The sequence below is a fragment of the Streptomyces sp. NPDC050147 genome (assembly GCF_040660195.1).
Classification (GTDB): domain Bacteria; phylum Actinomycetota; class Actinomycetes; order Streptomycetales; family Streptomycetaceae; genus Streptomyces.
This window is the reverse complement of sequence record NZ_JBFALJ010000025.1, coordinates 39,593-62,924: the sequence shown is the minus strand read 5'-3', so window position 1 is coordinate 62,924 and position 23,332 is coordinate 39,593. Positions and strand designations below refer to the sequence as shown.

Here is a 23,332-nt window from a genome sequence, read left to right as displayed (position 1 = left end):
CTGCAGTTCCGTGATGACTCCGGACCAGCTGGCGGCGTCGGCGAACGCGCCGTGCACCAGGACGACGGTGGGGGTGGCTTTCGTGGCCATGAGGGTTGCTTCTCCCGGGAGTGGGGCAGGGCGGCGCGTCAGCGCGCGTCGAGCGTCGAGCGCAGGGTGGAGACGGCCAAGGCGATGGCCGTCTCCGCGGCGTGGGTGTCGCGCAGGGCGTTGAGCATCACGAAGTCGTGGATGACGCCCTGGAAACGGACCGCGGTGACCGGGACCCCGGCCTGGCGCAGCTTGTTCGCGTACGCCTCGCCCTCGTCGCGCAGCACGTCGGCCTCACCGGTGATGACCAGGGCCGGCGGCAGCCCGGTCAGCTGCTCGGTGGTGGCCCGCAGCGGCGACGCCGTGATCTGCGCGCGCTCGCTCTCGTCGGTCGTGTACTGGTCCCAGAACCACTGCATGCCGTCCCGACGCAGGAAGTAGCCCTCGGCGAACTGGCGGTAGGAACCGGTGTCGAAGCTCGCGTCGGTGACCGGGTAGAACAGCACCTGCCCCAGCAGCGGAACGTCGCCGCGCTCCTTGGCCATGAGCGTCAGTGCCGCGCTCATGTTCCCGCCCACCGAGTCCCCGGCCACCGCGAGGCGTGCCCCGTCCAGACCGTGCGACGCCCCCTGGGCGACGATCCACCGGGCGACCGCGTAGTTCTGCTCGATCGCCACCGGGTAGTGCGCCTCCGGCGAGAGGTCGTACTCCGGGAACACCACGGCGGCGCCCACGCCCACGGACAGCTCGCGCACCAGGCGGTCGTGGGTGTGCGCGTTGCCGAACACCCAGCCCGCGCCGTGAATGTAGAGGATCACCGGCAGCGAACCGGACACTCCCGCGGGACGCACGATCCGCGCCCGCACACTTCCCGTCGGGCCGCCCGGAACCGTCACCCACTCCTCGTCCACCTCCGGCAGCTCCACCGGACCGGACTGCACCTCGTCGACCGCCTTGCGCCCTTCCTCGGGCGCCAGGTCGAACAGGAACGGGGGACGTGACGTCGCCTCCGCGAACGCGGCGGCCGCCGGCTCCAGTACCGGCACGACCGGCTCAACAACATCCGACAAGACGGACTCCTCAGAATTCAGCCACGCACCGGACTGTCCGGCGGGCAACCCCGTTCGGGACACCAGGCCCTGTGGGGTTGTGCCGTAAAGCTAAAGGCGGAAGAGCGGGCCGAATCGCCCGCCAGCGCATTCCCTGTGACCTGGGAGCGCACTGCGCCGACCGCTTCCCAAGTGCCCATGCACGCTCCCGGCTCTGCTGAGATGGGCGCATCGTGACACCGGGCACTGACAACGGCCGGTTGCGGCCGGTCGTCCCGGCTGTGCCGCAACTCCTGGTGATCCGCCTACGTCTAGGCTGCACCACATGGAGCAGCGCGAGATCATCCAAAGAGTCGTCGGCATCCTGACCGAGGCGATCGAGATGCGCAGACAGGTACGGGAGAACCCGGACGGCGAGGTCGAACCCAGCGGCGCGGTCGGCGCGATGCTGGAGGAGATGCTGCCGCGGATCGAGATCCCCGCCGACGCCACCGCCATCGAGGTCGCCGAGGTCGTGGGCCGGGAACTGAGCCCGGTCATCGAGCAGATCACGTCGGCCTTCGCCTTCTCCTTCGCACAGTTGGCCGAGGCGCACGACGAAGGACGCACCGATGTGACGTCGGCGGACGTACTGCAGTCCATCGCGCTGCACTTCGAGGACGAGGTGGAGGAGTAGGCCGCGCGACGACCGACGGCGCGGGTGAGCCGCCCCCGGGGGCAGCTCACCCGCGCCGCTCTATGCTGTGACGCCAGATTCACGCGGGGCGTCACCAGACCGTCACGGGGGCGAGGATGGATCAAGGACTGGCGGCGATTCTCGGCGCGGCCGTGGGGGCGATCGCCACCGGGACGGCGGCGCTCGTCACGGCGATGTCGGCGTCACGCCTGAACAAGAACAAGGCGAGGCAGGAAGCGTGTCTCGCCTATCTCACCCTGGTGGCCCGGATTCGCGTGGCGCTGGTCGACCTCAGCCGCCACTTCCGACCGGACCTGACCGACCTCTACGAGCCGCTCGACGCAGCGACAGCCCGTGCCCGCACCGCGGACATCGACGCCCAGTACCACGAGCTCATCACGGAGCACGCGGTCCTGATGCTGGCCGGACCCCGCCGGGTCTACAGACAGGCGGTACGGACGACGGACCTGGTCGCCGAACCACTGACCCTCGCCACCCGCTGGAGCGCGAGCCAGGAACCGTCACCAGCAGCGTCACCAGCCCCGTCAGCCGTCACGAGCGAGCAGCTACAAGCTTTCGACCGGGCCATGGCAGCCCTGGCCCAGGGCCTCGCCCAGTTCGCCGACACGGCGAGGGAGAGCACGTAGCACGAAGCGGCGGTCGGCAGCGGCCGACAGCGCTTACGACCGCGGGTCCTCGAAAGGCAGAAGTTCAGGCCGCTTGGCCGGGAGGCCGTCGCCCGAGGAGCGGCCCGTGAGGCGGCGGACGATCCAAGGGGCCAGGTGCTGTCTGGCGAAGCGGATGTCGGCCACGCGGCGGGCCGCCCAGTTCGGTGGGGCCGTGGCCGGGAGCAGGGCCTGCCAGTCGTCCTCGGGGGCGTAGCCGAGGGACTGCCACACCGCTTCGGCGACCCTGCGGTGGCCCTCGGCCGTCAGGTGGAGCCGGTCCACGTCCCAGAGGCGCTGGTCGCCGAGCGCGGCCGATCCGTACAGGTCCACGACCGTGGCGCCGTGCCGTGCCGCCAACGAGTCGATGTGGACGAAGAGCTCTTCCATGCGGGGACGGAAACGCTCCATCACGGGGCCGTTCCTGCCGGGGCTGCGCATCAGGACCAGCTGCTTGCAGGCGGGGGCGAGGCGTTCGACCGCCTCCTCCAGGAGGTCGCGGACGCGGACCATGTCGCACTTGGGGCGCAGCGTGTCGTTGAGGCCGCCCACCAGGGTGATCACATCGGGCTGCATGGCGGCCGCCACGTCCACCTGCTCGGCCACGATCTGTCCGATGAGTTTCCCGCGTACGGCGAGGTTCGCGTACCGGAATCCGGGGGAGGCCGCAGCCATCCGGGCGGCGAGCAGATCTGCCCAGCCGCGGTAGCTGCCGTCGGGCAGCAGGTCCGACATGCCCTCGGTGAAGGAGTCGCCGACCGCGACGAGACTGGTGTAGTTGGCATTCATCTGCATGGCGGGAGCGATCGTACATGGAGCTTCGGCCCTTTGCCGTGGCGGATGCGGGCACGGTGGCGCGCTGGCCGTCCTCCGCCGCCGAGGTGGCCCTGTGGTGTGGGCGAAACGACTTTCCCGTGGCTGCGCAGGTGGTCGCCGGGTGGCAGCTGGACTCGGATGTGCGAGGCCATGTGCTGCGCGAGGGGTTGACGCTCCTCGGTTACGGGGAGGTGTGGCGCGACGACGAGGAGGGCGAGGCGGAACTCGCCCGGATCATCGTCGCGCCGGGCGCCCGTGGGCGGGGCAACGGGCGAAGGCTGGTGCGGGGGCTGGCCGAGCAGGCCCTGCGGGCCGGGTACGCGAAGATCTTCCTGCGCGTCCATCCCGGGAACACCGCCGCCCTGCGCTGCTATCAAAGGGCCGGATTCGTGCCGGTGGACCCGGCCCTCGCCGCGGAGTGGAACGCCCCGCAGCCCGTCAGCTATGTCTGGCTGCGGCATGCGGGCGCGGGGGCCTGAAGCAGCAGCAGCCACGGGCTCGGAGCGGTCGCCGTTCCGGGTTCCGGGTTCCGGGTTCCGGGTTCCGGGTCCCTGAGCCGTGGTCGTCATGGGCTCGGGGGAGTGGCTTCCGTGTCGGCGACCGTCGTACGGCCTACCAGCCGTTCGTAGCGCTGCCTGGCCGCCTGCGGCGTGCCGAGGCCGAGTCCGAAGGCGATCTCCGGCCAGGTCATGCCGCGACCGCGGGCCATCTGCAGGAGCCCGGCCTCCACTTCGTCCATCTCGGTGCGCGCCATCGGCATGAGCGTCAGCGCCGCGGTGATGTCCGCGTGGTCCACCTCCGGCTCGCCGTCCGTGGGATCCGCGACGCCGGTGAGCAGGAACGTCACGAGCCGTGCCGCCTCGTACGGGCCGACGACCGTGGCGTGGACCTGCCGACGCCGCTGTTCGTCGGTGACCGCGTGACGTTCGGCGATGCGGAACAGGGCGGCGGGGGCGCGGCCCGCGCGCACCTGGTCCGGGTGCGTGGGGCTGAAGGGGTCGGTCTCGGCGGGCCGCTGCTCGGGAGTGGAGGTCATGGGCTCAGCATGAGGGGCACACGTAATGTTGTCAACGCTTCGTTGTGAACGCTTTGTTTGCATGCGCAGCGTCTGATTGCGCACTCGTCCAGTCGCCGGGCGACGTGCCGTATGGAACGGTGGAAAACACCTGAAATGCCACTCATGATGAACCCGGTGAGAGGGGAATCGCATGTCATCGAAGCGACGCCGCAAGAAGAAGGCACGCCGTAAGCACGCGGCCAACCACGGCAGCCGTCCTCAGTCCTGACCGCCGCTGACCAGCACCCGTGCAACCGGTTTCCGTGTGATCTCGTCAACAGCCTTGCCACCTGGGTCAACTGGTGAACAATGGTGCAATGTTGGAGTTGTTGCGAGAAGTCGGCGTGGAACTGCCGGGCGGAGCAGGGCTGTTGAAGTTCGGGATGACACCCGGCGAGGTCCTGGAGTTGTTGCCGCCCGACAGGGTCAAGCGGCACCGGCAGTGCATGGGGCTGACCCTGGGCCAGTACGCGGAGCTCCGGCACGCGCACGACGCCTGGCTCGGCGGCCTCCTCTTCGAGCCCGAGTGGAACTTCGACGCCGAGCTGGACGGCATCGTCCTCGGCTTCGGCGGCGGCGGCCCCGGGGCCACGGACCGGCTCGCCCGCGTGGAGATCCAGGCGCCGGCCCGGTCGGACCGCGCCGAGCCGACTCCGGTGGCCTGGGACGACATCGACCTCTTCGGCTATCCCGCCGCGGAGATCGTGGCCGTACTGCCAGGGGCCGCCGCATCACCCGCCGGGCCGCCGCCCGCCGAGGTGGCCGTGGGCGAACTCGGCCTTCGCCTCTCACGGGCCAGGCCGACGGCGGAGCACTGGGAGCGGGTGACCCTCTTCGGGCCCGGCTCCGGCAGCTGGGGCGCCTGTTGCGCGGGCGGACTCGTCTGCGCCGAGCAGGGGGACGGCCTCGTGGGGATCATGTACTGACCGGGCCATCGTGTACTGACCTGGCCACCATGTACTGACCAGCCCCGCGGGCCGCCTGTCGGTACGCCGTGGCTCCGAGGGGAGGGGGCTGAAGGCGGACGCGGGCCGGGAGTTGCTCACGGACGTGGCCCGCCCGCCCCTTCCAGCGCGGCCAGAATCCAGCTCCGGGACTCCGCGGGGTCGATGACCGCGTCGATCTCCAGCGCGGCCGCGGCATTCACCGCCTTGCCGTGCTCGTACAGCTCCGCGACATGGGCATCGAACACCCGCTGCCGCTCCCCGGGATCGGCTATCGCGGCCAGCTCCTTGCGGTAGCCCAGTCGGACGGCGCCTTCGAGCCCCATCCCGCCGAACTCGCCGCTCGGCCACGCCGCCGTGGCCACGGGAGCACGCGTGGAGCCGCCCATCATGGCCATCGCGCCGAGTCCGTACGCCTTGCGCAGGACCAGGCTCACCAGCGGGACGCGAAGCTGAGCGCCGGTCACGAAGAGCCGGGCGAAGTGCCGTACGGTCGCGGTCCGTTCGGCCTCCGGCCCGACCATGAAGCCCGGCGTGTCGCAGAGGGAGACGACGGGGAGCCCGAACGCGTCGCACAGCCGCAGGAAGCGTTCCGCCTTGTCCGCCGCGTCGCGGTCGATCGCGCCGCCCAGATGCCCGGGGTTGTTGGCGAGCAGACCCATCGGCCGGCCCTCTACGCGGACGAGAGCCGTGAGGATGCCGACGCCGAAACCGCGCCGCAGTTCCAGGACCGAGCCCGTGTCGGCGATGCCCTCGATCGCGGCCCGCACGTCATAGGCGCGGCGCCGGTTCTCCGGGACCGCGTGCCGCAGGAGCCGTGGGTCCGGCGCGTCCCAACCGCCGTCCGGTCCACGGTGGGCCGACGCGTCGCGGAAGTAGGACAGGTACTTCCGCGCCACCCGCACGGCCTCCGCCTCGTCGGCGACCGCGATGTCCACCACGCCGTTCGGCACCTGGACGGAGAGGGGGCCGACCTCCTCGGGGCGGTACACGCCGAGGCCGCCCCCCTCGATCATCGCCGGGCCGCCCATGCCGATACTGGCCTCCGGCGTCGCGATCACCACGTCACAGGTGCCGAGCAGGGCCGCGTTTCCCGCGAAACACCGCCCCGACGCGACGCCCACCAGCGGTACCCGGCCGCTCAGCCGCCCCATCCGATGGAACGTCGTCACGTCGAGCCCGGCGACCGACGTCGAGTCGGTGTCGCCGGGACGCCCGCCGCCGCCCTCCGCGAACAGCACCACGGGCAACCGCCGTTCCTCGGCCAGTTGGAGCATGCGGTCCGTCTTGCGGTGGTTCTGCAGGCCCTGGGTACCGGCGAGGACGGTGTAGTCGTACGACATCGCCACGCACCGCACGCCGTCGATCCGCCCCGTACCGGTGACCATGCCGTCGGCGGGCGTCGTGGCGATCAGGTCGTCGAGGGAGCGGCGGCGGCGCTGGGCGGCGATCGCGAGCGCGCCGTACTCCGTGAAGGTGCCGTCGTCGCACAGGTCCCCGATGTTCTCGCGGGCCGTGCGGCGCCCGATGCGGTGGCGTTTGGCGACGGCTTCGGGACGTTGGGCGTCCAGGCCGGTCGCGTGCCTGGCCAGGGCTTCGGCCAGGTCGGGGCGGATGGCGTCCGGGTCCGCGGTTTCCTCGGCGAGTCCCGTGGCCGCCTCGCCGGCCGCCGACACCTCCACCATGACCAAGGGCCGGCCCTCCGCCACCATGTCGCCGACCCGTGCGGAAAGCGCCGTCACGGTTCCGGAGGCGGTCGCGCGCAGCACGTGCTCCATCTTCATCGCTTCGAGCACGAGCAACTGCTGCCCCGCAGCGACCTGTTCGCCCACCGCCACGTCGACGCTGACAACCGTCCCCGTCATGGGGGCGGTGACAGCCGCGTCACCCGGGAGCACCTGCCGAGGCTCGTCGGGCAGCGGCTCCGCGACATCGGGCAGCAGCTCCGCCATGTGCTCGGTCACGAAGCCCGTGTGCGCGCCGCCCGCGGTGAATCCCGGATGGGCGAGCAGCGCGCGGAGCAGGGGAATCCCGGTGCGTACGCCCTCGACGGCGAAGTCCGCGAGGGCGCGGGACGCGCGTTCGCAGACCGCGGCGAAGTCCCCGTGTGGTGTGTGCGCGATGACCTTGGCGAGCAGCGAGTCGTAACGCGCTCCGATCTCCGCTCCGTTGCGTGCCGCGGTGTCCACCCGCACTCCCGGCCCCGTCGGCACGTCGAAGCGGGTGAGTGTGCCCGTGGAGGGGAGGGCGGTGCCGTCGGACGCCGGGGACTCGGCGTTGACGCGCGCCTGGAGCGCGTAGCCGCGCGGCTCGGGCGGCGGACCCGCGAGTCCGAGGGCGGCGAGTGAGTCGCCCGCCGCCAGCCGCAGTTGGGTCACCACCAGGTCGACGCCCGTCACCTCCTCGGTGACCGTGTGCTCGACCTGGAGGCGGGGGTTCGCCTCGATGAAGTGGAACTCCTCGCCCAGGAGCAGGAATTCGAAGGTGCCGAGACCGGTGTACCCGCACTCGCGTGCCATCCGCAGCGCCGCGGACAAGAGCTTCTCCCGGATCGCCGGGGGGAGCCCGGGCGCCGGAGCGATCTCGACCAGCTTCTGATGGCGGCGCTGTGCGCTGCAGTCGCGCTCCCAGAGGTGGGTGATCTCACCGGTCGCGTCACCCAGGATCTGGACCTCGATGTGGCGGGCGCCGGACAGCAGCTCCTCCACGTACAACTCGGCGCGCCCGAAGCCCTGCAGGGCCTCCGAGCGACAGCGTTCCCAGGCGTCCGCCAGCTCGTCCGGGTGCCGCACGGCCCGCATGCCGCGCCCGCCGCCGCCCCCGATGGCCTTCACCATCACCGCGCCCGAAGGGCCGCGCCCGGCAAGGAATTCGGTGGCCTCGGGCAGACTCGTCGGCCCTCGCGTGCCCGCGAGGACAGGCACCCCCAGCCGCTCGGCGAGCCCGCGCGCGCGTGCCTTGTCGCCGAACAGGCCGAGCACCTCGGGTGAGGGCCCCACGAACCGCAGTCCGGCCTCCGCGCACCGAGCCGCGAAGTGCGCGTCCTCGCTCAGGAATCCGTAGCCGGGGTGCACCAGTTCACACCCGGAGCGACGGGCCGCGGCGAGCACCGCGTCCGCGTCGAGATACGCGGCCGGACCCGTTCCCTCCAACGGCTGCGCCTCGTCCGCCAGTTGGACGTGCCGAGCGGCGGCGTCGTCCTGCGCGTACACAGCGACCGTGCGCAGACCGGACTCCGTGGCGGCCTGCAGGACGCGGACGGCGATCTCCCCGCGGTTGGCGACGAGCACGGCGGCAGAACCCATGGAGCCCTCCTGAGGTATCCGGCGCCGCCATGCTCATTGACATTGGCGTCAACGTCAATAAGCTCGCCGCGTGGCACGACATCAGCAGCCCTGGGCGACCCGCACCGCCCGCGACCGCAGCGACGCCCCGGCCCGCGGGCGGCTTTTGGACGCCGCCGAAGCCGTGTTCACGCGGCGCGGGTACGGCGCGACGACCATCGCCGACATCACCGCGGAGGCGGAGGTCTCGCGGGCGGGCTTCTATGTGTACTTCGCGTCCAAGGAGGAGATCTTCCGCGTCCTCGCGGTGCGTGTACGGGACGCGTTCCTCGCCGCGCAGGACGTGCCGGGCGTCGACCGTGACGACGCCCGCGAGGTCGTGCGGGCCTCGACCGCCGCCTTCATCGCCGCCTACGCCCACCACCTGCCGCTGCTACGGCTGTTGGAGCAGCAGGCGCAGACCGACGACGACGTGCGCGCCCTGTGGGAGGAGACCCAGGAGCGCCCGGTCCACCGCTCCGCCCGCTACATCCGGCGGCTCACGGCCGAGGGCAGGGCCCGGCCGGTCGCCGATCCGCTCGCCGTGGCCCGCGCGGTCGGCGGCATGAGCATCCAGTTCGCCCGGCTCACGGCGTCGGCCCCGGAGGCGTACGACGCGGCCGTACGCGACGTGACCGCCATGTTCCTGCACCTGCTGGGAGTCGAACACCCGGGCGGGGCCCCGGGGACCCCAGGTCGAACCCCACGCTGAGGGGCGCCCCAGGCCCATGGAAGACCAGCGAGCAGCGCGATCACGAACTGCGGGCGGGTGGGCCTGCGGAACGCCGGGTTCGAGATCGTCGTCACGCACAGTTCACTGAGGGGCGTCACGCACAGTTCACCGACCGGCGTGCTCAATGAGGTGCGCGAAGGGAACGGCCGTACGGGACGTCCTGGTGGCCGACGACAGCGAGGCGAGGGCCGCGGCCGAGGGGCGCGCGCCGCTCGGCCGGACGGCCGGTGATCCGGATCCTTGACCAGCTGCCCCTGACCGCCACCGGCAAGGTCAACAAGGCGGAGCTCGCCGAGCGGGCCGCGACCGGGGCCGCATCCGTGTCTACGGCCGCGTCAGCGCGGCCAGGTGGTCCCAAGCCGCCTGCGCCGTGAACTCGGCCTGTCCGCCCCGCAGCAGCAGCTCCGCCGACGCGAACGCCGGTTGGTCGGCGTGGGCGGTGACGTAGGGGATCGCGATGCAGCGCATCCCCGCCGCGTGCGCTGCCGCCGCGCCGGGAGCGGCGTCCTCCAGGACCACGCAGTCGGCCGGGTCCGCGCCGAGGAGCGCGGCGGCGGCCAGGAAGACGTCGGGCGCGGGCTTGCCGTGGTCGACCTCGTCGGCCGAGACGACCGTGGTCAGGAGCGCGTCGAGGCCGGTGCCCGAGAGGATCGCCTCGATGGCGGGGCGGGACGACCCGGAGGCCACGGCCATCGGCACCCCGGCGCCGTGCAGCCGCTCCACGAATTTCCGCATCTCCGGGAAGACGTGCGTGTCGGCGCGGGCAAGAGCGAGATAGCGCCGGTCGAGCTCGGTGAGCAGTTCGGCCACCGGTACGCCGATGCCGTACCGGTCCTTCCACGTGGCGAGGGTCTCCTGGGTGCCGATGCCCACGTACCGCTCGTTGTCGGCCCAGGTGTACGCGACGCCGTGCTCGGCGAGCAGCTCGCGCGACGCCTCGTAGTAGTTCGGCTCGCTGTCCACGAGAGTGCCGTCGAGATCGAAGATGACCGAGGTGTTGCCGAGTATGCGCATGCACCCCAGCATGCCAAAGCCGCAGTTCAACGCAGGCCGAAGCCGCAGCTCAACGTTGCTCGGCGCAGGCCCTGCCGATCGACTGGACGAGCGGGAGGAGACGGTGCGGGACGCGCTCGCGCAGCGCCATCTCCGTACGGGTGCGCACCACGCCCGGCATCTGGATCAGTTGCTGTACCACGTCCTCCAGGTGGCCGTTGTCTCTGGCCACCACACGGGTCAGGAGATCACCGCCGCCGGTGATCGAGAAGGCCTCGATGATCTCCGGCACGGCGGCGAGCGCCTCACCCACCTCGTCCAGATGCCCCTGTGTGACCTCGATGTGCACGAAGGCGAGCACGGGGTGCCCGAGCGCGGCAGCCGACAGGGCGGGCCCGCTCCCGGTGATCACCCCGTCCCGCTCGAGCCGGTCGAGCCGGGCCTGCAGGGTGCCGCGGGCGACACCGAGCACACGCGCGTACTCACGGACGCTGGTGCGGGGCTGCTCCAGGAGGAGACGCAGAATACGGGTGTCGAGTTCGTCGACGGCCATGGCGCGGGTCTCCCGGGGACGAGGGATGAACCACGTGACTGTACCAACGGACCCCGGCGAGCAGCCGCTGGTGACCGACCTGACCTGCGGATACCACTCCGGCCGCGCACCTCACCCCGCCGCGTCCCGCCGGTGGATCGCCCGTACCGCCTCCACCAGGGCCATCACGCCCCGCTCGGCCTTCGCGCGCGGGCAGCCCGCGTTCAGGCGCAGGTGGCCGGGGGAGCCATAGGCCGTGCCGGGCATGATCGCCACCTTCTGCGTGTCGATCAGTTCGCGTTGGAGGGTCTCGTCCCTCACGCCCAGCGGGCTCACGTCGATCCAGGCCAGGTAGCCCGCCTGGGGCGGTTTCCAGTCCAGGGCGGGGAACGCCTTGTTCAGGTGGTCGGCGATCAGGTGGAGGTTGCCGCGGAGGTAGGTGCCCAGGGCCTCCAGCCACGGCCCGCCCTCTCTGTACGCCGCGATGTGTCCGACCAGCGAGAGCACCGCCGGGGACGAGAGGCCGTCGGCCTCCTTGAGATTGCGCAGGTACGCCTCGCGTGTGGCGGCGTCACCGATGATCGCGTAACTGCCCGTCAGCGCCGGGATGTTGAAGGATTTCGAGGCCGATGTCACCACCGCCCAGCGGCCGTCGCGGGCGCCGTGCAGGGACCACGGACGGTGGACGTGCGGCGGGTGGGCGAGGTCCGAGTGGATCTCGTCGCTGATCACCGCGACGCCGTACCGCGCGCACAGAGCCGCGACGCGGTCCAGTTCGGCCTCCGTCCAGACGTGGCCGGTGGGGTTGTGGGGAGAGCACAGCAGCAGCACGGCCGTGTCCGGCAGGGCGAGCAGCCGCTCCAGTTCGGCCCAGTCGCCGAGCGGGCAGCCGAGCAGCCGCCGTCCGTGCGCGGCGACGGTCTTGGGGAACGCGTCGTACGTCGGAGTGTGGACGACGACGCCGTCACCGGGGCGTGACCAGAGCCGCAGGAGCTGGGAGGCCTGGTAGATGACGGACGGGCCGTAGGCGATCGACTCCGGGGCCACCTCGGTCGCGTGGCGTTCGCCGTACCAGTCGACGATCGCGGAGAGGAAGTCGGCCTGTCGCCAGCGGGAGTAGCCGAGCACGCCGTGGTCGAGCCTGCCGCGGAGGGCCGAGAGGACCGCGGGCGCCGTCTCGAAGTCCATGTCCGAGATGGTGAACGGCAGCAGGTCAGGGACGCCGAAGCGGTCCTCGACGTAGTCCCACTGCGTGCACCAGGTGCCGTGCCGGTCGACCGGTGTGTCGAAGTCGAACTCGCTGAAGTCGAAGTCGAAGTCGGAAGGGTGGTCCACCGGTCAGCCCACCCGGACCATCGACGCGATCGCGTCCTTCACCGACTGCACCTGCGGACCGATGATGACCTGCACATTGTGCGCGTCGAGCTTGACGACGCCGACCGCGCCGAGCTTCTTCAGCCGGGCCTCGTCGACCCGTTCGGCGTCCGCGAGCGTCATGCGCAGGCGGGTGATGCAGTTGTCGAGGGTCTGAATGTTCTCGGCGCCGCCGATCGCCTCCAGGATCGCCACGGCGTCGTACTTCCCGGCGATCAGCTCACGCGGAGCCGCCGCGCCTTCCTCGACGGACGCCTCAGCCCCAGCCTCGGCCTCCTCCTCCGCCACCGGCTCGTCGCGCCCCGGCGTCTTGAGGTCGAAGCGGGTGATGGCCCAGCGGAAGAGGAAGTAGTAGCCGGCGAACCACACCGCGGCGATGACGGGTATCAGGTACCACTTCGTCGTCGTGCCCTGAAGGACGCCGAAGACCAGCCAGTCGATGACATTGCCGTCGGTGTTGCCGATGAACACCCCGAGGACCGCGGCGGTCAGGAACCCGAGGCCGACCAGTACGGCGTGGATCAAGTACAGCCACGGCGCGATGAACAGGAACAGGAACTCCAGCGGTTCGGTGATGCCGCCGACGACGCACGCCACGACGCCGGAGATCAGGAGGGCCTTGATCTCCGGGCGCATCTTCTTGTCCGCGCAGTGATACATCGCCAGGGCCGCGCCCGGCAGTCCGCCGAGATAGACCGCCATCTTGCCCTGGGACAGGAAATGGGTGGCGTCGGTGACCGCGTCACCGGGCGGGGTCGCGCAGTTGAGCTGGGCGTAGAAGAGGTTCAGCGCGCCGGAGACGTGGTCGCCGCAGACCGCGCCGGAGCCGCCGACATCCGTGAAGCGGAACATGGCGACGAGGATGTGGTGCAGGCCGATCGGCCGCAGGAGCACCTCGCCCATGCCGAAGAAGAACGGCCCGAAGACGCCCGCGTGACCGATCGCGCGCCCGAGATCGGTGATCCAGCCGTTGAACGTCGGCCACACCAGCGGAATGAGCAGACCGAGGAGGCTGAGGACGAGTGTCGAGATGATCGGCACGAACCGCAGGCCGCCGAAGAAGGCGAGCGCATCAGGCATCCGCTGGGCACGAAAGCGCTGGTGAAGGACGCTGACAACGATGCCAACAGCGACGGCGCCGAGCAGCCCCGTATCGATGGACTGGATGCCGATCACGTCGGCGATGCCGTAGTGGGAGATGACCTTCTCGTCCTCGAGGTCCACGCCCTTGGCGGTGAGGTAGAAGTTCACCGCCAGGTTCATCGCGGCGAAGCCGACGAAGCCGGAGAACGCCGCGACACCCTTGTCCTCCCGGGCCAGGCCCAGCGGGATGGCGATCGCGAACATCACGGGGAGGAACTTGAAGGCCACGAGCCCCGTGCTCGCCATCCACGTGAAGACGAGGTCGAAACCCTCGCCTTGGAGGAAGGTGAGGTTCTCGGTGACGGCTTCACTGGAGAGGGACGAGCCGATGCCCAGCATGATGCCGCAGAACGCGAGCAGGGCCACCGGAAGCATGAACGTCTTGCCGAGGCCCTGGAGAAATTCCCAGAGCGCGGACTTGGTCTTCTGCATGTGTGCGGGTCTTTCGGGCCTGAGCGGAGACGAGCGATGACCGGCCCACAGGCACGCGGGCCAGGACGGTGGCCGGTCACATGCTGCTCGCGGGGATCGCCCGCCGGTCAGCGTGGAAGGTCCGCCGATCCACGCCGAAGGTCGATCGACCCGCCCGGACGGATGAGATCACAGCAGCTCGGGGGCTGTCCATGGCCGTTGCACATGCTGTACGCGGCCTCAGGCGTCCCGCGTCCGCAACACCCATCCGCCCACGAGGAGCGCCACCCCCGCGTACGCGGCGAGCACCCCGATGCCGGCCCACGGCCCGATCGGCAACTGGTCCAGGTCGACGGTCGCCTGGATCGCGAGCCCGGCCGTCGCGGGCGCCGCACGCCGGGCGTACTCCTGCCAGTCGGGGTCGGCGAGCAGCCCCGCGAGCAGCGGGAAGGCGTAGAAGAGGCCCAGCACCGAGGTGACGGCTGCCGCCGTGTCGCGCAGCGCGGTGGCCGCGCCGAGGCCGATCAGGGCGGCGAGCGTGAGGTAGAGGACCGTGCCGAAGGCAGCGCGCACAGTCGCTCCTTCCATGAGGCCCGGTGTCGCGAAGCCGTCGGCGCCGAGCAGCATCCGCCCCACCAGAAGCGAGCCGAGCACCCCGACGGCCCCGGCCACCGCGGTCAGTGTGCACAGCACCAGGGCCTTCGCGGCGAGCAGCCGTATGCGGCCGGGCTCCGTCGTCAGCGTCGTACGCATGGTGCCCGTGCCGTACTCACCGCTCATCGTGAGCACCGCGAGGACGACGACCGCGCCCTGGCCGAGCCAGACGCCCGTGAGGCTCAGTTTCACCGTGTCCTCGCGGCAGTCGGCCGGGACGGGGCAGTCCCCGGCGGTCAGCGACGCGGTGGTGGCGGCGCCCGCGAGGACGGTCAGGACCACCACGGCGAACAGCAGCCACCATGTGCTGCGCAGCGTACGGAGCTTGGTCCACTCGGCCCGCGCCGCACCGAACGCCCGGCCGCCCCGGCCACGACCGCCGAGGCCGCCCCTCACGCGTCCCTCTTCCGGACGCGCCACACCGCGACGCCGAGCACCACGACGGCGTACGCGGCGAGCGTCGCCAAGCCGGTCCACGCGCCCTGCGGGTAGCAGCCGTCCTCGGGAAGGCACAGGCTCGCCACTTGGTCGTAGCGCGGCGTCGACTCCTGGATCGCGAACCCCGCGACGGGCGTGAGCCGTTGCAGCCACTGCGACAGACCGAGCGGCACCACGCTGACCAGGATCAGCGGCAGCACGATCACCACGACGACGGTGGTGATCGCCGCGGCGGTGCTGCGCAGCAGCGCGCCGAGCGCCAGGGCGAGGACGGCGATCAGGGCGAGTACGGCCGAGGTGCCGAGCACCGCCCGCACGACCGGTCCGTCGGTCAGGGAGAACTCGGGGAACCGCGGGGGCTTGTGACCGTTCTCGCGCAGTACGTCCATGCTGAGCAGGAACGACGCGAGGGACGCGACGAGCCCGGCGGCGAAGGTGACCGCGCCGATCACCACGGCTTTGGCGACCAGCACCCGGCCGCGCCTGGGGCTGGCCACGAACGTGGTGCGGATCATGCCGCGCCGGTACTCCGCGGTGATGAACAGGACCCCGAGCGCGGCGATCAGGACCAGGCCGAGCTGGGAGCCGTTCAGGGAAGCGGCGACGAGGTCGGGCTGCATGGGTGCGCCGGGCGCGATGTCGCCGGAGCCGGTGAGCATGAACGTACCGCCGGAGCGTTCCAGTTCACCCTGGGGCGCGCCTTGAGGGGGGCGGGGCCGGCCCTCCTCGCCGTCGGTGCGCCCGACGTCGGTCCGCTGCCAGTCGGCTCCGTCCGCCGCGCCCTCGACCGTCACCTCGTCGAAGCGCGCGGTCGAGCGGGAAGGGCCGTCGCTGAGTGAGACATTGCCGAACTCGCGTTTCATGGTCTGCACGTCGGGCGACGCCACGAAAAGACCGACCGCGACCGCGTCCTTCGTCGTATCGATCGTGGCCGACCCGACCTTGTTCCAGCCGCGGCCGTCGGCCGACGTGTACGCCGTGACCGTGGAGCCCGCCCGGGTCAGCCGCAGCCACCGGGGTTCGTCGGCGGACGCGGCTCCACCGGCGATGTCACCGGTGAAGTGGCTCTGGAAACGCACCCCGTGCCCGGGGGTGACCATCAGGGCCGCGTAGTCCGAGCCGCTCTCGGTGTCCGCCTTGACGAGCACCCCGGCCTTGGCCCAGTCGGGCGCCCGGTCGGGACGCACGCCCGTCGGCCCCGTCACCCGCGCGGTGACGCTGCCGTCGGCGGGTAGCGTGCGGTGCACGAAGGTGAAGTCGTCACGGATGGACTGCCCAGCGGGGCCGGTGGGCGCCGCCGAGCCACCGCCCGCGATCTCCACGCCCGAACTGGACGCGGAGAACAGGGAGATCAGTACGGTCACCAGGACCGCGGCCAGCAGAGCGAGGCCCCAGCGCCGCACCGTACGCAGCTTGGTCCACTCGGCGCGAAGGAGCTGCGGGAAGCCGTCGCGGCCGACCAGCACCGTGCTCGGCCTGCGAGGTGGCGTCTCGGTCGTCGTCATCGGATGCTCCCCTCGGCCGGGTGCTCGGCGGCGAACTCCACGTCGTTCCTGGTCAGTTCCATGTACGCCTCTTCGAGCGTGGCCCGGTGGGCGGAGATCCCCGAGAAGGAGACACCGGCACCGCCCAGCAGCTCCACGACACGTTCCGCCGCCAGATGGGAGACGGCGAGCGTGTCACGCCCGGTGGCCGCGACACTCGCCCCCGCGCCCGCGAGCACGGTCATCGCCGTCGTCCGGTCGGTCGTCCGCACCTCGACACGGTCGCCCGACGCGGCGGCGAGCAACTCCCGTACGCTCGTGTCGGCGATGACGCGTCCGCGGCCGACCACGACCAAGTGATCGGCGGTGTCCTCCAGTTCACTCATCAGGTGACTGGAGACGAGCACGGCCCGGCCCTCGGCGGCCAGGGACTTCAGGAAGCCGCGTATCCACCGGATGCCTTCCGGATCGAGGCCGTTGACGGGTTCGTCGAAGAGCAGCACGGGCGGATCACCGAGCAGCGCCGCCGCGATGCCGAGGCGCTGCCGCATGCCGAGCGAGTACCCCCCTGCCCTGCGCCGCGCGGCCTGTCCCAGCCCGACGAGTTCGAGGACCTCGTCGACGCGCCGAACGGGCAGCCGATGCGAATGCGCCATCCACAGAAGGTGATCGCGCCCCCGGCGGCTGGGATGCACGGCGCCGGCGTCGAGCAGTGACCCCACTTCCAGGAGCGGCGAGCGCAGCTCCCGATAGGGACGGCCGCCGATGAGGGCGGTGCCCTCGTCCGCGCGGTCCAGTCCGAGAACGATGCGCATGGTGGTCGATTTGCCCGCGCCGTTGGGGCCGACGAACCCCGTGACCTGCCCCGGCGAGACGGTGAAGGTGAGACCGTCCACCGCGGTGACCGAGCCGAACCGCTTGCGCAGTCCGCGCACTTCGATCGTGGCTTCGCCACCATCGGTTGTCGCTGTGATGCCATCCATGAGAAGTGAGGCTAGAGACGCCGGGCCCGCGGGTCGTCACGCGGTGGAGCCGTCTTCGTATCCCTCACGTGAGGGACTCCGGCAGGGCCCGCGCCGGTGACAATGACTCGTGTGAGGGCGAAAACTTCCGGGGCGGGCTCCGGGGCGGGTTCGGGGGCGGGCATCAGGGCGGGCCTCAACCGCGGCGTGGTGCGTGGCCGGTTCGCGCGCAGACTGCCGCGGACACCCCTCCCGGCCACGGCGCTGCTGGCACTCGGTGCCGTGAGCGAGGTACTGCTGCGCACGGACGGCGAAGTCCCGCTGCCGCTCGCCCTGTCACTCGCGCTCGGCACGACGGCGCCGGTGGCGGTGCTCGCCGGCGGCGACTGGGTGGCGCGCTCCATCGCAGGCCCGGCGGCGTCCCGCGGCTTTCTCGCCGCCGCTGTCGTCCTCGCCGGCACGGCGGGCATGCTCTCCCTCGCGCCGTTCCACGTGCTGACCGGCGCCGGGCTGTGCGCGCTGCTCGTCTCGTTCCACCAGGCCGGGCGCCGGGGCCTCAAGTACCTGGCCGCCGTCCTTCCCCTGCCCTTCATCGCGTACGCGGTGACCGGGCCCGCGGGCTCCGGCGCGGGCGACCGGTTCCTCGCCGTCCTCACCGCTGTGTGCGCCTCCGTCGCCGCCGGCACCGGCCTGGCCCGGAGCGCGCGCGACACCGCCCTCGTGAACAGCGCGACCGAGCAGGCCATCGCCGACACGCTCCTGGAGCACGCCGCCCGAGGTGAACGGGCCAGGATCGCCAGGGAGTTGCATGACGTCGTCGCCCATCACATCTCCATGATCGCGGTGCAGGCCGAGACCGCCAGGCTGACCACGCCGAGCCTGCCCGCCGTGGGCGCCGAGCGCTTTCTGGCCATCGGCGACACCGCCCGCACGGCGCTGACCGAGATGCGCAGGCTGCTCGGCGTGCTGCGCGAGGACGCCGGGAGCCCCGTACCGGACCGCCGCCCCCAGCCGGGACTCCGCCAGCTCGGCGAACTCGTCGACGAGGCCCGCGACGCCTCGGCCGCCGCCGTGCGCCTCATTGTCGAAGGACCGGTGCGCCCGCTGGATCCCGGCCTGGAACTCACCGCGTACCGCATCGTGCAAGAGGCCCTCACCAACGCCCGACGGCACGCGACCGGCGCCGCCGTGGACGTCGAACTCCGCTATACCGAGGACGTGTTGCGCCTGCGCGTGCGCGACAACGGACCGAGCCCGCACACCTCGGAGGGGCTCGGCGAAGGGCACGGCCTCGTCGGTATGCGCGAGCGCGCGGCGATGGTCGGCGGCGAGCTGCGCGCGGGGCCCGCACGGCGCGGCGGTTTCCTCATCGAGGCGACGTTCCCCGCGCCGGTGAGGGAGCATGCCGCATGAACGCCCCGAGCCCCTCACCGCTGCGCCTCGTCATCGCCGACGACCACGAGGTCGTGCGCGCCGGATACGCCGGACTCCTCGCCACCCAGCCCGACTTCACGGTCGTCGGCACGGCGGCCGACGGCGCCCGGGCGGTCGAACTCTGCCGGGAGCTGCTGCCCGACCTGGTCCTGATGGACGTACGCATGCCCGTGATGGACGGCATCGAGGCGACCGGACGGCTCGCCGGAACCGGCACGCGCGTGCTGATCCTCACCACCTTCGACCTGGACGAGCACGTGTACGACGCGCTGAGCGCGGGCGCCGCCGGGTTCCTGCTCAAGGACGTCACGGCGGAGCGCCTCTTCGACGCGGTGCGCGTGGTGGCCGCCGGCGAGGGGCTGCTGGCCCCCACCGTGACCCGCAGGCTCATCGCGGAATTCGCCCGCCTGCGGCCCGCTCCGCCCTCCGGGCCCGCGGCCCGCGTCGACGCCCTCACGCCGCGCGAGACCGAGGTGCTGCGACTCATCGCGGAGGGTCTGTCCAACCCGGAGATCGCCGGACGGCTGCACGTCAGCGAGGAGACGGTGAAAACCCATGTGAGCCGGGTGCTGGGAAAACTCGGCCTGCGCGACCGCACCCAGGCGGTGGTCGCCGCGTACGAGTCGGGGCTCGTGGTGCCGCGGGCGGGGGCCTGAGCGGGCACAACGGGTGCCCAGGCCCGGGTTCCCGTCCGGCGGGCGGCCCCCGCCGGGGTGCCGGACGGAGCACCAGAACCAGCCCCCCGGGAGCGGGAGTTCACCCCGGCGGCGCCCCGGTCATGAGCGCCGGCCGGAGCCGTCAGCCCAGCGGAACGTCCAGCCGGGCCTTGCGGTGGCTGAACGTGGCGATGGAGTGCGGGCCGTGGTAGTTGCCGACGCCGCTCTCGCCGACTCCGCCGAACGGCAGCTCGGGGACCCGGAGATGAGCCATTGGGAGGCCGAAGCCGAGCCCGCCCGACGACGTCTCCGCCGCGAGGCGTTGCCGCGTGGTCTCGCTCTCGGTGAAGCCGTACAGAGCCAGCGGCTTGTCGCGGTCGTTGATGAACGCGATGGCCTCGTCGAGCCCGCCGACGTTCACGATCGGCAGTACGGGGCCGAAGATCTCCTCCCGCATCACCGGCTCGTCGGGCTGCACGTCGGTGAGCACGGTCGGCGCGATGTAGACGTCCTCGCGGTCGCTCTGCCCGCCGAACGCCGTCTTCCCCGAGCCGAGGAGGGCCGAGACCCGGTCGAAGTGCCGCTCGTTGACGATGCGTCCGTAGGCGTCCGAGGACTTCGGGTCCGCGCCGAACACCCGCTCCACGGCCGTGCGCAGCTCCCGGGCGAGGGCGGGCGCGGTCTCCGGGTCGGTCAGGACGTAGTCGGGGGCGACGCACGTCTGTCCGGCGTTGCGGAACTTGGACTCGGCCAGGCGCGTGGCGACGGCGGTCAGGTCGACGTCCCGGTCCACGAACACCGGCGACTTGCCGCCGAGTTCGAGGGTGACCGGGGTGAGGTGCTCGGCGGCGGCCCGCATGACGATGCGGCCGACGGCGCCGTTGCCGGTGTAGAAGATGTGGTCGTACCGCTGGGCGAGCAGCGCGGTGGTCTCCGGCACGCCGCCCTCGACGACGGCGACCGCGTCCGTCTCCAGGTACTGGGGGATGAGCCGTGCGATCAACTCGGAGGTGGCCGGGGTGACTTCACTCGGCTTGAGGACGGCCGTGTTGCCCGCCGCGAGCGCGCCCACGAGGGGCACCAGCAGGAGCTGGACGGGGTAGTTCCAGGGCGCGATGATCAGGACGGTGCCGAGCGGTTCGTACTGCGTACCGGCGGTGGAACCCTCGGGGAGCCCCGCAAGGGCGTCGGCAGCGAGCGGCTGAGGGGTCAGCCACTCCCTCAGGTGAGCCAGCGTGTGGTCGATCTCCCGTACGGGAAAGGCGACTTCGGCGGTGTACGACTCGGTGCGGGGCTTGTGCAGATCGGCGTGGAGGGCGTCCGCGATGTCCTCGCGGTGCTCCGTGAACAAGGAGCGCAGCCGCGTGAGCTGCTCCTCACGCCAGGCCAGCGGCCGGGTGCGGCCGGTGGCGAAGGTGGCACGGAGCTTGGCCACCAGGGCTTCGGGGTCGAGGGCGCCGGGAGTGAGCGCTTCGGGGTGGTGCATGAGGGGTCTCCTCGGGATGTCTCAGGTACGGCTGTGTGTGGAGGGGGAGGGGGTCGGTCGGCCGGGCGTCGTCGTGGCGACCGGCGTTCCGAGCAGTCCGGCCAGGAGCGCGTCCGCGGCGGGGCCGAAGAGCTCGCGGCCGCCGGACACGGATTCCAGGCCTATGACCAGGGCGATGCAGATGTCGGCGGCCTCGGCGGGTTCCACCGCGGCCGGGGTGCCTGCCTCGGTGAACAGGTCGGTGAGCAGGCGCCGCAGCGAGCCGGTGAAGCCGTCGCAGATGTCGCCGAAGAGGCGGGCCTTCGCGTCGAGCAGTTCGGCGGAGTGCGGCGAGTCCCCTGCCAGCCGCAGGACCAGATCGAGCTTGGCGGCGAGGACGCCCCGGACGCGCTCGGCGGCTGAGGTGTCCTCGTCCGCCGCCTGCCGAGCCCGCCCGAGCGCCTCGTCGTGCAGGCGCTCGGCGAGCTTGCGGAAGGCGTCGTCCTTGTTGCGTACGTGCAGGTAGACCGCTGACCGGGACACGCCCATCGTGGAGGCGATGTCGTCCATCGTGGTGCGCCGTACGCCGTACCGGGTGAGGGAGTCGTAGGTGGCGTCGAGGACCTCGTCGAGCCGGTCGCTGCCCATGACGGTCAGGCCAGCTTCTTGAGGAGCTCGTCCGCCAGGGGAGCCGAGGACGCCGGGTTCTGGCCGGTGACCAGGTTGCGGTCGACGACCACCTTGGGGGCCCACGCCTCGCCCTCCTGGAAGTCGGCGCCCGCCGCGACGAGCCGGTCCTGGAGCAGCCACTTGGCCTTCTCGGCGAACCCGGACTGGGTCTCCTCGGCATTGGTGAAGCCGGTCAGCTCGTACCCCGCGAACGCGTTGGAGCCGTCCTCCTTGGTGGCGGCGAGCAGCGCGGCGGGACCGTGGCAGACGACGCCGAGCGGCATGCCGATCTCCAGCGCGGAGCTGAGCAGCCTGCCGGACTCCGCGTTGACGGCGAGGTCCTCCATGGGGCCGTGGCCGCCGGGGTAGAAGACCGCGGCGTACTCGGCGAGGTCGACCTCCTCCAGCTTGACCGGCGCCAGGAACTCGGCGATCTCCGCGAGGGTGGTGGAGATCTTCTCGGCGCCTTCCTCGCCGCCGTTGAACTCGGGCGCGAGGCTCGCCTGGTCCACGGTCGGCACGACGCCGCCCGGTGTCGCGACGACGATCTCGTGCCCGGCGGCCCTGAACGCCTCGTAGGGCGCGACGACCTCCTCGGCCCAGAAGCCGGTCGGGTGCTGGGTGCCGTCAGCCAGCGTCCAGTGGTCGGCGCCGGTCACGACGAACAAGATCTTGGACATGGTGTCTCTCCGAGGCTGGAATCTCTGACGTTCTGTGCTCAGGACGTCAGTCGGTGCTGTCCTCGAAGGTAGGCGGACGCTCCCAACGAAATCCAATAGGCTGAGCCATATGGGAGATAGGGATTCCGATGGATCGGCGGGAATAGCTTCCGGATCGGCGGGAACAGCTTCGGGGGCCGGAGCGAGCGGGCCGACCGCGCCGGTCCTGGCGCCGGCCGTGGCGCCGGTCGCCGGGGGACCTTTGGACCTGAACCTGCTGCGTACGTTCCTGGCCGTGTACCGGTCGGGTTCCTTCACTGCCGCGGCCCGTGTCCTCGGCCTCTCGCAGCCCACCGTCACCACGCAGATCAGGGCCCTGGAGCGGCAGGTCGACCGGGAGCTGTTCGAGCGGCTGCCCCGGGGTGTGGCTCCCGCGCCGTACGCGGACGCCCTCGCCGCCCGGGTCGTCGACCCCCTCGACGCCCTCGCCGCGGTCACCGGGCACGGCGGTCCCGTGGACGGCGCCCCCGCGGAGCCCGTCCATCTGGCGGGCCCGGCGGAGATGCTCTGCCACTGCGCGCTGCCCGCGCTGGCGCCGCTGGTCGAGAAGGGGGTCAGGCTGCGTGTGACGACCGGCCTGACCGACCGGCTCCTGGACGAGCTGCGGGCGGGGCGGCACGACCTGGTGATCGCCACGGCCCGCCCCCGCGGACGCTCCCTGAGCTCCGTACCACTGGCGGACGAGGAGTTCGTCCTGGTCGCGGCGCCCGCGTGGGCCGAGCGCATCGGCGGCGCGGCGCGGATCGCCGAGGACGGCCCCGCGGTGCTGCTCGGCGTCCCGCTGGTGACGTACGCCGAGGACCTGCCGATCACCCGCCGCTACTGGCGGCACGTCTTCGGCAAGCGGCTGACCTGCGAGGCCTCCGTCACGGTCCCCGATCTGCGGGGCGTGCTCTCGGCGGTCACCGCGGGCGCGGGATTCGCCGTGCTGCCGCGTTACCTCTGCCGTGACGCCCTGGCCGCCGGTGCTCTGACCCTTCTCCACGACCCGGAGGACGCCCCGATCAACACCGGCTTCCTCGTCCAGCGCCCCGGCTCGGCGGACAACCCGCACGTCGCCCTCGTGCACGACCACCTGATCCGGTCGGCTCGCGCCTGGTAGGCG

Annotated in this window: 22 protein-coding genes; 8 read left to right on the top strand and 14 right to left on the bottom strand. The window is 71.7% G+C overall.

Features of this window, described 5'->3' with window-relative positions; translation table 11 throughout:
- Positions 1–128 precede the first annotated feature (128 nt).
- Entirely contained in the window at positions 129–1,100 is a 972-nt protein-coding gene (locus AB0I94_RS31630) for an alpha/beta hydrolase (protein WP_363313137.1), read from the bottom strand.
- 304 nt (positions 1,101–1,404) lie between these two features.
- On the opposite strand from AB0I94_RS31630, the gene AB0I94_RS31625 reads away from it, so the two are divergent.
- Positions 1,405–1,755 carry a hypothetical protein gene (locus tag AB0I94_RS31625; RefSeq protein WP_363206557.1) on the top strand — a complete coding sequence of 117 codons (351 nt, stop codon included), beginning with the start codon at positions 1,405–1,407 and terminating at the stop codon, positions 1,753–1,755.
- A 116-nt stretch (positions 1,756–1,871) separates the two neighbouring features.
- The gene (locus AB0I94_RS31620) at positions 1,872–2,402 is read left to right on the top strand and encodes a hypothetical protein (protein ID WP_363313136.1); all 531 of its coding nucleotides are present in this window, start codon (positions 1,872–1,874) and stop codon (positions 2,400–2,402) included.
- Positions 2,403–2,435: 33 nt separating this feature from the next.
- Here the strand turns inward: AB0I94_RS31620 and AB0I94_RS31615 are convergent, their stop codons facing one another.
- The gene (locus AB0I94_RS31615; protein ID WP_363313135.1) at positions 2,436–3,215 is read right to left on the bottom strand and encodes an SGNH/GDSL hydrolase family protein; all 780 of its coding nucleotides are present in this window, start codon (positions 3,213–3,215) and stop codon (positions 2,436–2,438) included.
- A gap of 17 nt (positions 3,216–3,232) precedes the next feature.
- Here AB0I94_RS31615 and AB0I94_RS31610 point away from each other — a divergent pair, with 17 nt between their 5' ends.
- The gene (locus AB0I94_RS31610) at positions 3,233–3,715 is read left to right on the top strand and encodes a GNAT family N-acetyltransferase (protein WP_363313134.1); all 483 of its coding nucleotides are present in this window, start codon (positions 3,233–3,235) and stop codon (positions 3,713–3,715) included.
- A gap of 86 nt (positions 3,716–3,801) precedes the next feature.
- Here the strand turns inward: AB0I94_RS31610 and AB0I94_RS31605 are convergent, their stop codons facing one another.
- Positions 3,802–4,272 (bottom strand): DNA-binding protein, encoded by a 471-nt coding sequence (locus AB0I94_RS31605; protein ID WP_363313133.1) that lies wholly within the window; start codon positions 4,270–4,272, stop codon positions 3,802–3,804.
- A 338-nt stretch (positions 4,273–4,610) separates the two neighbouring features.
- On the opposite strand from AB0I94_RS31605, the gene AB0I94_RS31600 reads away from it, so the two are divergent.
- On the top strand, positions 4,611–5,219 hold the full coding sequence (locus AB0I94_RS31600; protein WP_363313132.1) for a hypothetical protein: 609 nt from the start codon (positions 4,611–4,613) through the stop codon (positions 5,217–5,219).
- Positions 5,220–5,335: 116 nt separating this feature from the next.
- Here AB0I94_RS31600 and AB0I94_RS31595 read toward each other — a convergent pair whose 3' ends face one another.
- Entirely contained in the window at positions 5,336–8,542 is a 3,207-nt protein-coding gene (locus tag AB0I94_RS31595) for a carboxyl transferase domain-containing protein (protein WP_363313131.1), read from the bottom strand.
- A gap of 70 nt (positions 8,543–8,612) precedes the next feature.
- On the opposite strand from AB0I94_RS31595, the gene AB0I94_RS31590 reads away from it, so the two are divergent.
- On the top strand, positions 8,613–9,272 hold the full coding sequence (locus tag AB0I94_RS31590; protein ID WP_363313130.1) for a helix-turn-helix domain-containing protein: 660 nt from the start codon (positions 8,613–8,615) through the stop codon (positions 9,270–9,272).
- 345 nt (positions 9,273–9,617) lie between these two features.
- Here the strand turns inward: AB0I94_RS31590 and AB0I94_RS31585 are convergent, their stop codons facing one another.
- The 7 genes from AB0I94_RS31585 to AB0I94_RS31555 form a co-directional block, all read right to left on the bottom strand.
- Entirely contained in the window at positions 9,618–10,307 is a 690-nt protein-coding gene (locus AB0I94_RS31585) for an HAD family phosphatase (RefSeq protein WP_363313129.1), read from the bottom strand.
- Between the two features lie 49 nt (positions 10,308–10,356).
- Positions 10,357–10,839 carry an Lrp/AsnC family transcriptional regulator gene (locus tag AB0I94_RS31580; protein WP_363313128.1) on the bottom strand — a complete coding sequence of 161 codons (483 nt, stop codon included), beginning with the start codon at positions 10,837–10,839 and terminating at the stop codon, positions 10,357–10,359.
- Between the two features lie 111 nt (positions 10,840–10,950).
- Positions 10,951–12,153: a MalY/PatB family protein gene (locus AB0I94_RS31575; RefSeq protein WP_363313127.1), complete on the bottom strand. Its 1,203-nt coding sequence runs from the start codon at positions 12,151–12,153 to the stop codon at positions 10,951–10,953.
- A 3-nt stretch (positions 12,154–12,156) separates the two neighbouring features.
- Positions 12,157–13,767 (bottom strand): maltose/glucose-specific PTS transporter subunit IIBC, encoded by a 1,611-nt coding sequence (malX, locus tag AB0I94_RS31570; protein WP_363313126.1) that lies wholly within the window; start codon positions 13,765–13,767, stop codon positions 12,157–12,159.
- Positions 13,768–13,986: 219 nt separating this feature from the next.
- Positions 13,987–14,796 carry an ABC transporter permease gene (locus AB0I94_RS31565; protein ID WP_363313125.1) on the bottom strand — a complete coding sequence of 270 codons (810 nt, stop codon included), beginning with the start codon at positions 14,794–14,796 and terminating at the stop codon, positions 13,987–13,989.
- Positions 14,793–16,343 carry an ABC transporter permease subunit gene (locus AB0I94_RS31560; RefSeq protein WP_363313124.1) on the bottom strand — a complete coding sequence of 517 codons (1,551 nt, stop codon included), beginning with the start codon at positions 16,341–16,343 and terminating at the stop codon, positions 14,793–14,795. The genes AB0I94_RS31565 and AB0I94_RS31560 overlap by 4 nt, the downstream gene beginning before the upstream one ends.
- Entirely contained in the window at positions 16,340–17,305 is a 966-nt protein-coding gene (locus AB0I94_RS31555) for an ATP-binding cassette domain-containing protein (protein WP_363313123.1), read from the bottom strand. The genes AB0I94_RS31560 and AB0I94_RS31555 overlap by 4 nt, the downstream gene beginning before the upstream one ends.
- A gap of 186 nt (positions 17,306–17,491) precedes the next feature.
- Between AB0I94_RS31555 and AB0I94_RS31550 the strand changes: the two genes are divergently transcribed.
- Together AB0I94_RS31550 and AB0I94_RS31545 are read left to right on the top strand one after the other, a co-directional pair.
- Positions 17,492–18,697, top strand: coding sequence for a sensor histidine kinase (locus AB0I94_RS31550; RefSeq protein WP_363313223.1), 1,206 nt, complete (start codon positions 17,492–17,494; stop codon positions 18,695–18,697).
- On the top strand, positions 18,694–19,374 hold the full coding sequence (locus AB0I94_RS31545) for a response regulator transcription factor (RefSeq protein WP_363313122.1): 681 nt from the start codon (positions 18,694–18,696) through the stop codon (positions 19,372–19,374). Before AB0I94_RS31550 ends, AB0I94_RS31545 begins: the two co-directional genes overlap by 4 nt.
- 142 nt (positions 19,375–19,516) lie before the next feature.
- On the opposite strand, the gene AB0I94_RS31540 is transcribed toward AB0I94_RS31545, so the two are convergent.
- Genes AB0I94_RS31540 through AB0I94_RS31530 form a run of 3 tightly spaced genes read right to left on the bottom strand, consistent with a single transcriptional unit; the run spans position 19,517 to position 22,188 of the window.
- On the bottom strand, positions 19,517–20,860 hold the full coding sequence (locus tag AB0I94_RS31540) for an aldehyde dehydrogenase family protein (RefSeq protein ID WP_363313121.1): 1,344 nt from the start codon (positions 20,858–20,860) through the stop codon (positions 19,517–19,519).
- Between the two features lie 21 nt (positions 20,861–20,881).
- Positions 20,882–21,487, bottom strand: a complete 606-nt coding sequence (locus tag AB0I94_RS31535) for a TetR/AcrR family transcriptional regulator (RefSeq protein WP_363313120.1) — start codon at positions 21,485–21,487, stop codon at positions 20,882–20,884.
- A 5-nt stretch (positions 21,488–21,492) separates the two neighbouring features.
- Positions 21,493–22,188, bottom strand: a complete 696-nt coding sequence (locus tag AB0I94_RS31530; RefSeq protein ID WP_363313119.1) for a type 1 glutamine amidotransferase domain-containing protein — start codon at positions 22,186–22,188, stop codon at positions 21,493–21,495.
- Positions 22,189–22,429: 241 nt separating this feature from the next.
- On the opposite strand from AB0I94_RS31530, the gene AB0I94_RS31525 reads away from it, so the two are divergent.
- Complete coding sequence (locus AB0I94_RS31525) at positions 22,430–23,329, top strand: LysR family transcriptional regulator (protein WP_363313118.1); 900 nt, start codon at positions 22,430–22,432, stop codon at positions 23,327–23,329.
- The last annotated feature ends 3 nt before the right edge of the window (positions 23,330–23,332 follow it).

Excerpts from the sequence above, each read along its gene's own strand:
- AB0I94_RS31625 (WP_363206557.1), top strand. The coding sequence starts at position 1,405 with ATGGAGCAGCGCGAGATCATCCAAAGAGTCGTCGGCATCCTGACCGAG.
- AB0I94_RS31620 (WP_363313136.1), top strand. The coding sequence starts at position 1,872 with ATGGATCAAGGACTGGCGGCGATTCTCGGCGCGGCCGTGGGGGCGATC.
- AB0I94_RS31615 (WP_363313135.1), bottom strand. The coding sequence starts at position 3,215 with ATGCAGATGAATGCCAACTACACCAGTCTCGTCGCGGTCGGCGACTCC.
- AB0I94_RS31610 (WP_363313134.1), top strand. The coding sequence starts at position 3,233 with ATGGAGCTTCGGCCCTTTGCCGTGGCGGATGCGGGCACGGTGGCGCGC.
- AB0I94_RS31605 (WP_363313133.1), bottom strand. The coding sequence starts at position 4,272 with ATGACCTCCACTCCCGAGCAGCGGCCCGCCGAGACCGACCCCTTCAGC.
- AB0I94_RS31600 (WP_363313132.1), top strand. The coding sequence starts at position 4,611 with ATGTTGGAGTTGTTGCGAGAAGTCGGCGTGGAACTGCCGGGCGGAGCA.
- AB0I94_RS31595 (WP_363313131.1), bottom strand. The coding sequence starts at position 8,542 with ATGGGTTCTGCCGCCGTGCTCGTCGCCAACCGCGGGGAGATCGCCGTC.
- AB0I94_RS31585 (WP_363313129.1), bottom strand. The coding sequence starts at position 10,307 with ATGCGCATACTCGGCAACACCTCGGTCATCTTCGATCTCGACGGCACT.
- AB0I94_RS31580 (WP_363313128.1), bottom strand. The coding sequence starts at position 10,839 with ATGGCCGTCGACGAACTCGACACCCGTATTCTGCGTCTCCTCCTGGAG.
- malX (WP_363313126.1), bottom strand. The coding sequence starts at position 13,767 with ATGCAGAAGACCAAGTCCGCGCTCTGGGAATTTCTCCAGGGCCTCGGC.
- AB0I94_RS31560 (WP_363313124.1), bottom strand. The coding sequence starts at position 16,343 with ATGACGACGACCGAGACGCCACCTCGCAGGCCGAGCACGGTGCTGGTC.
- AB0I94_RS31555 (WP_363313123.1), bottom strand. The coding sequence starts at position 17,305 with ATGGATGGCATCACAGCGACAACCGATGGTGGCGAAGCCACGATCGAA.
- AB0I94_RS31545 (WP_363313122.1), top strand. The coding sequence starts at position 18,694 with ATGAACGCCCCGAGCCCCTCACCGCTGCGCCTCGTCATCGCCGACGAC.
- AB0I94_RS31540 (WP_363313121.1), bottom strand. The coding sequence starts at position 20,860 with ATGCACCACCCCGAAGCGCTCACTCCCGGCGCCCTCGACCCCGAAGCC.
- AB0I94_RS31535 (WP_363313120.1), bottom strand. The coding sequence starts at position 21,487 with ATGGGCAGCGACCGGCTCGACGAGGTCCTCGACGCCACCTACGACTCC.
- AB0I94_RS31530 (WP_363313119.1), bottom strand. The coding sequence starts at position 22,188 with ATGTCCAAGATCTTGTTCGTCGTGACCGGCGCCGACCACTGGACGCTG.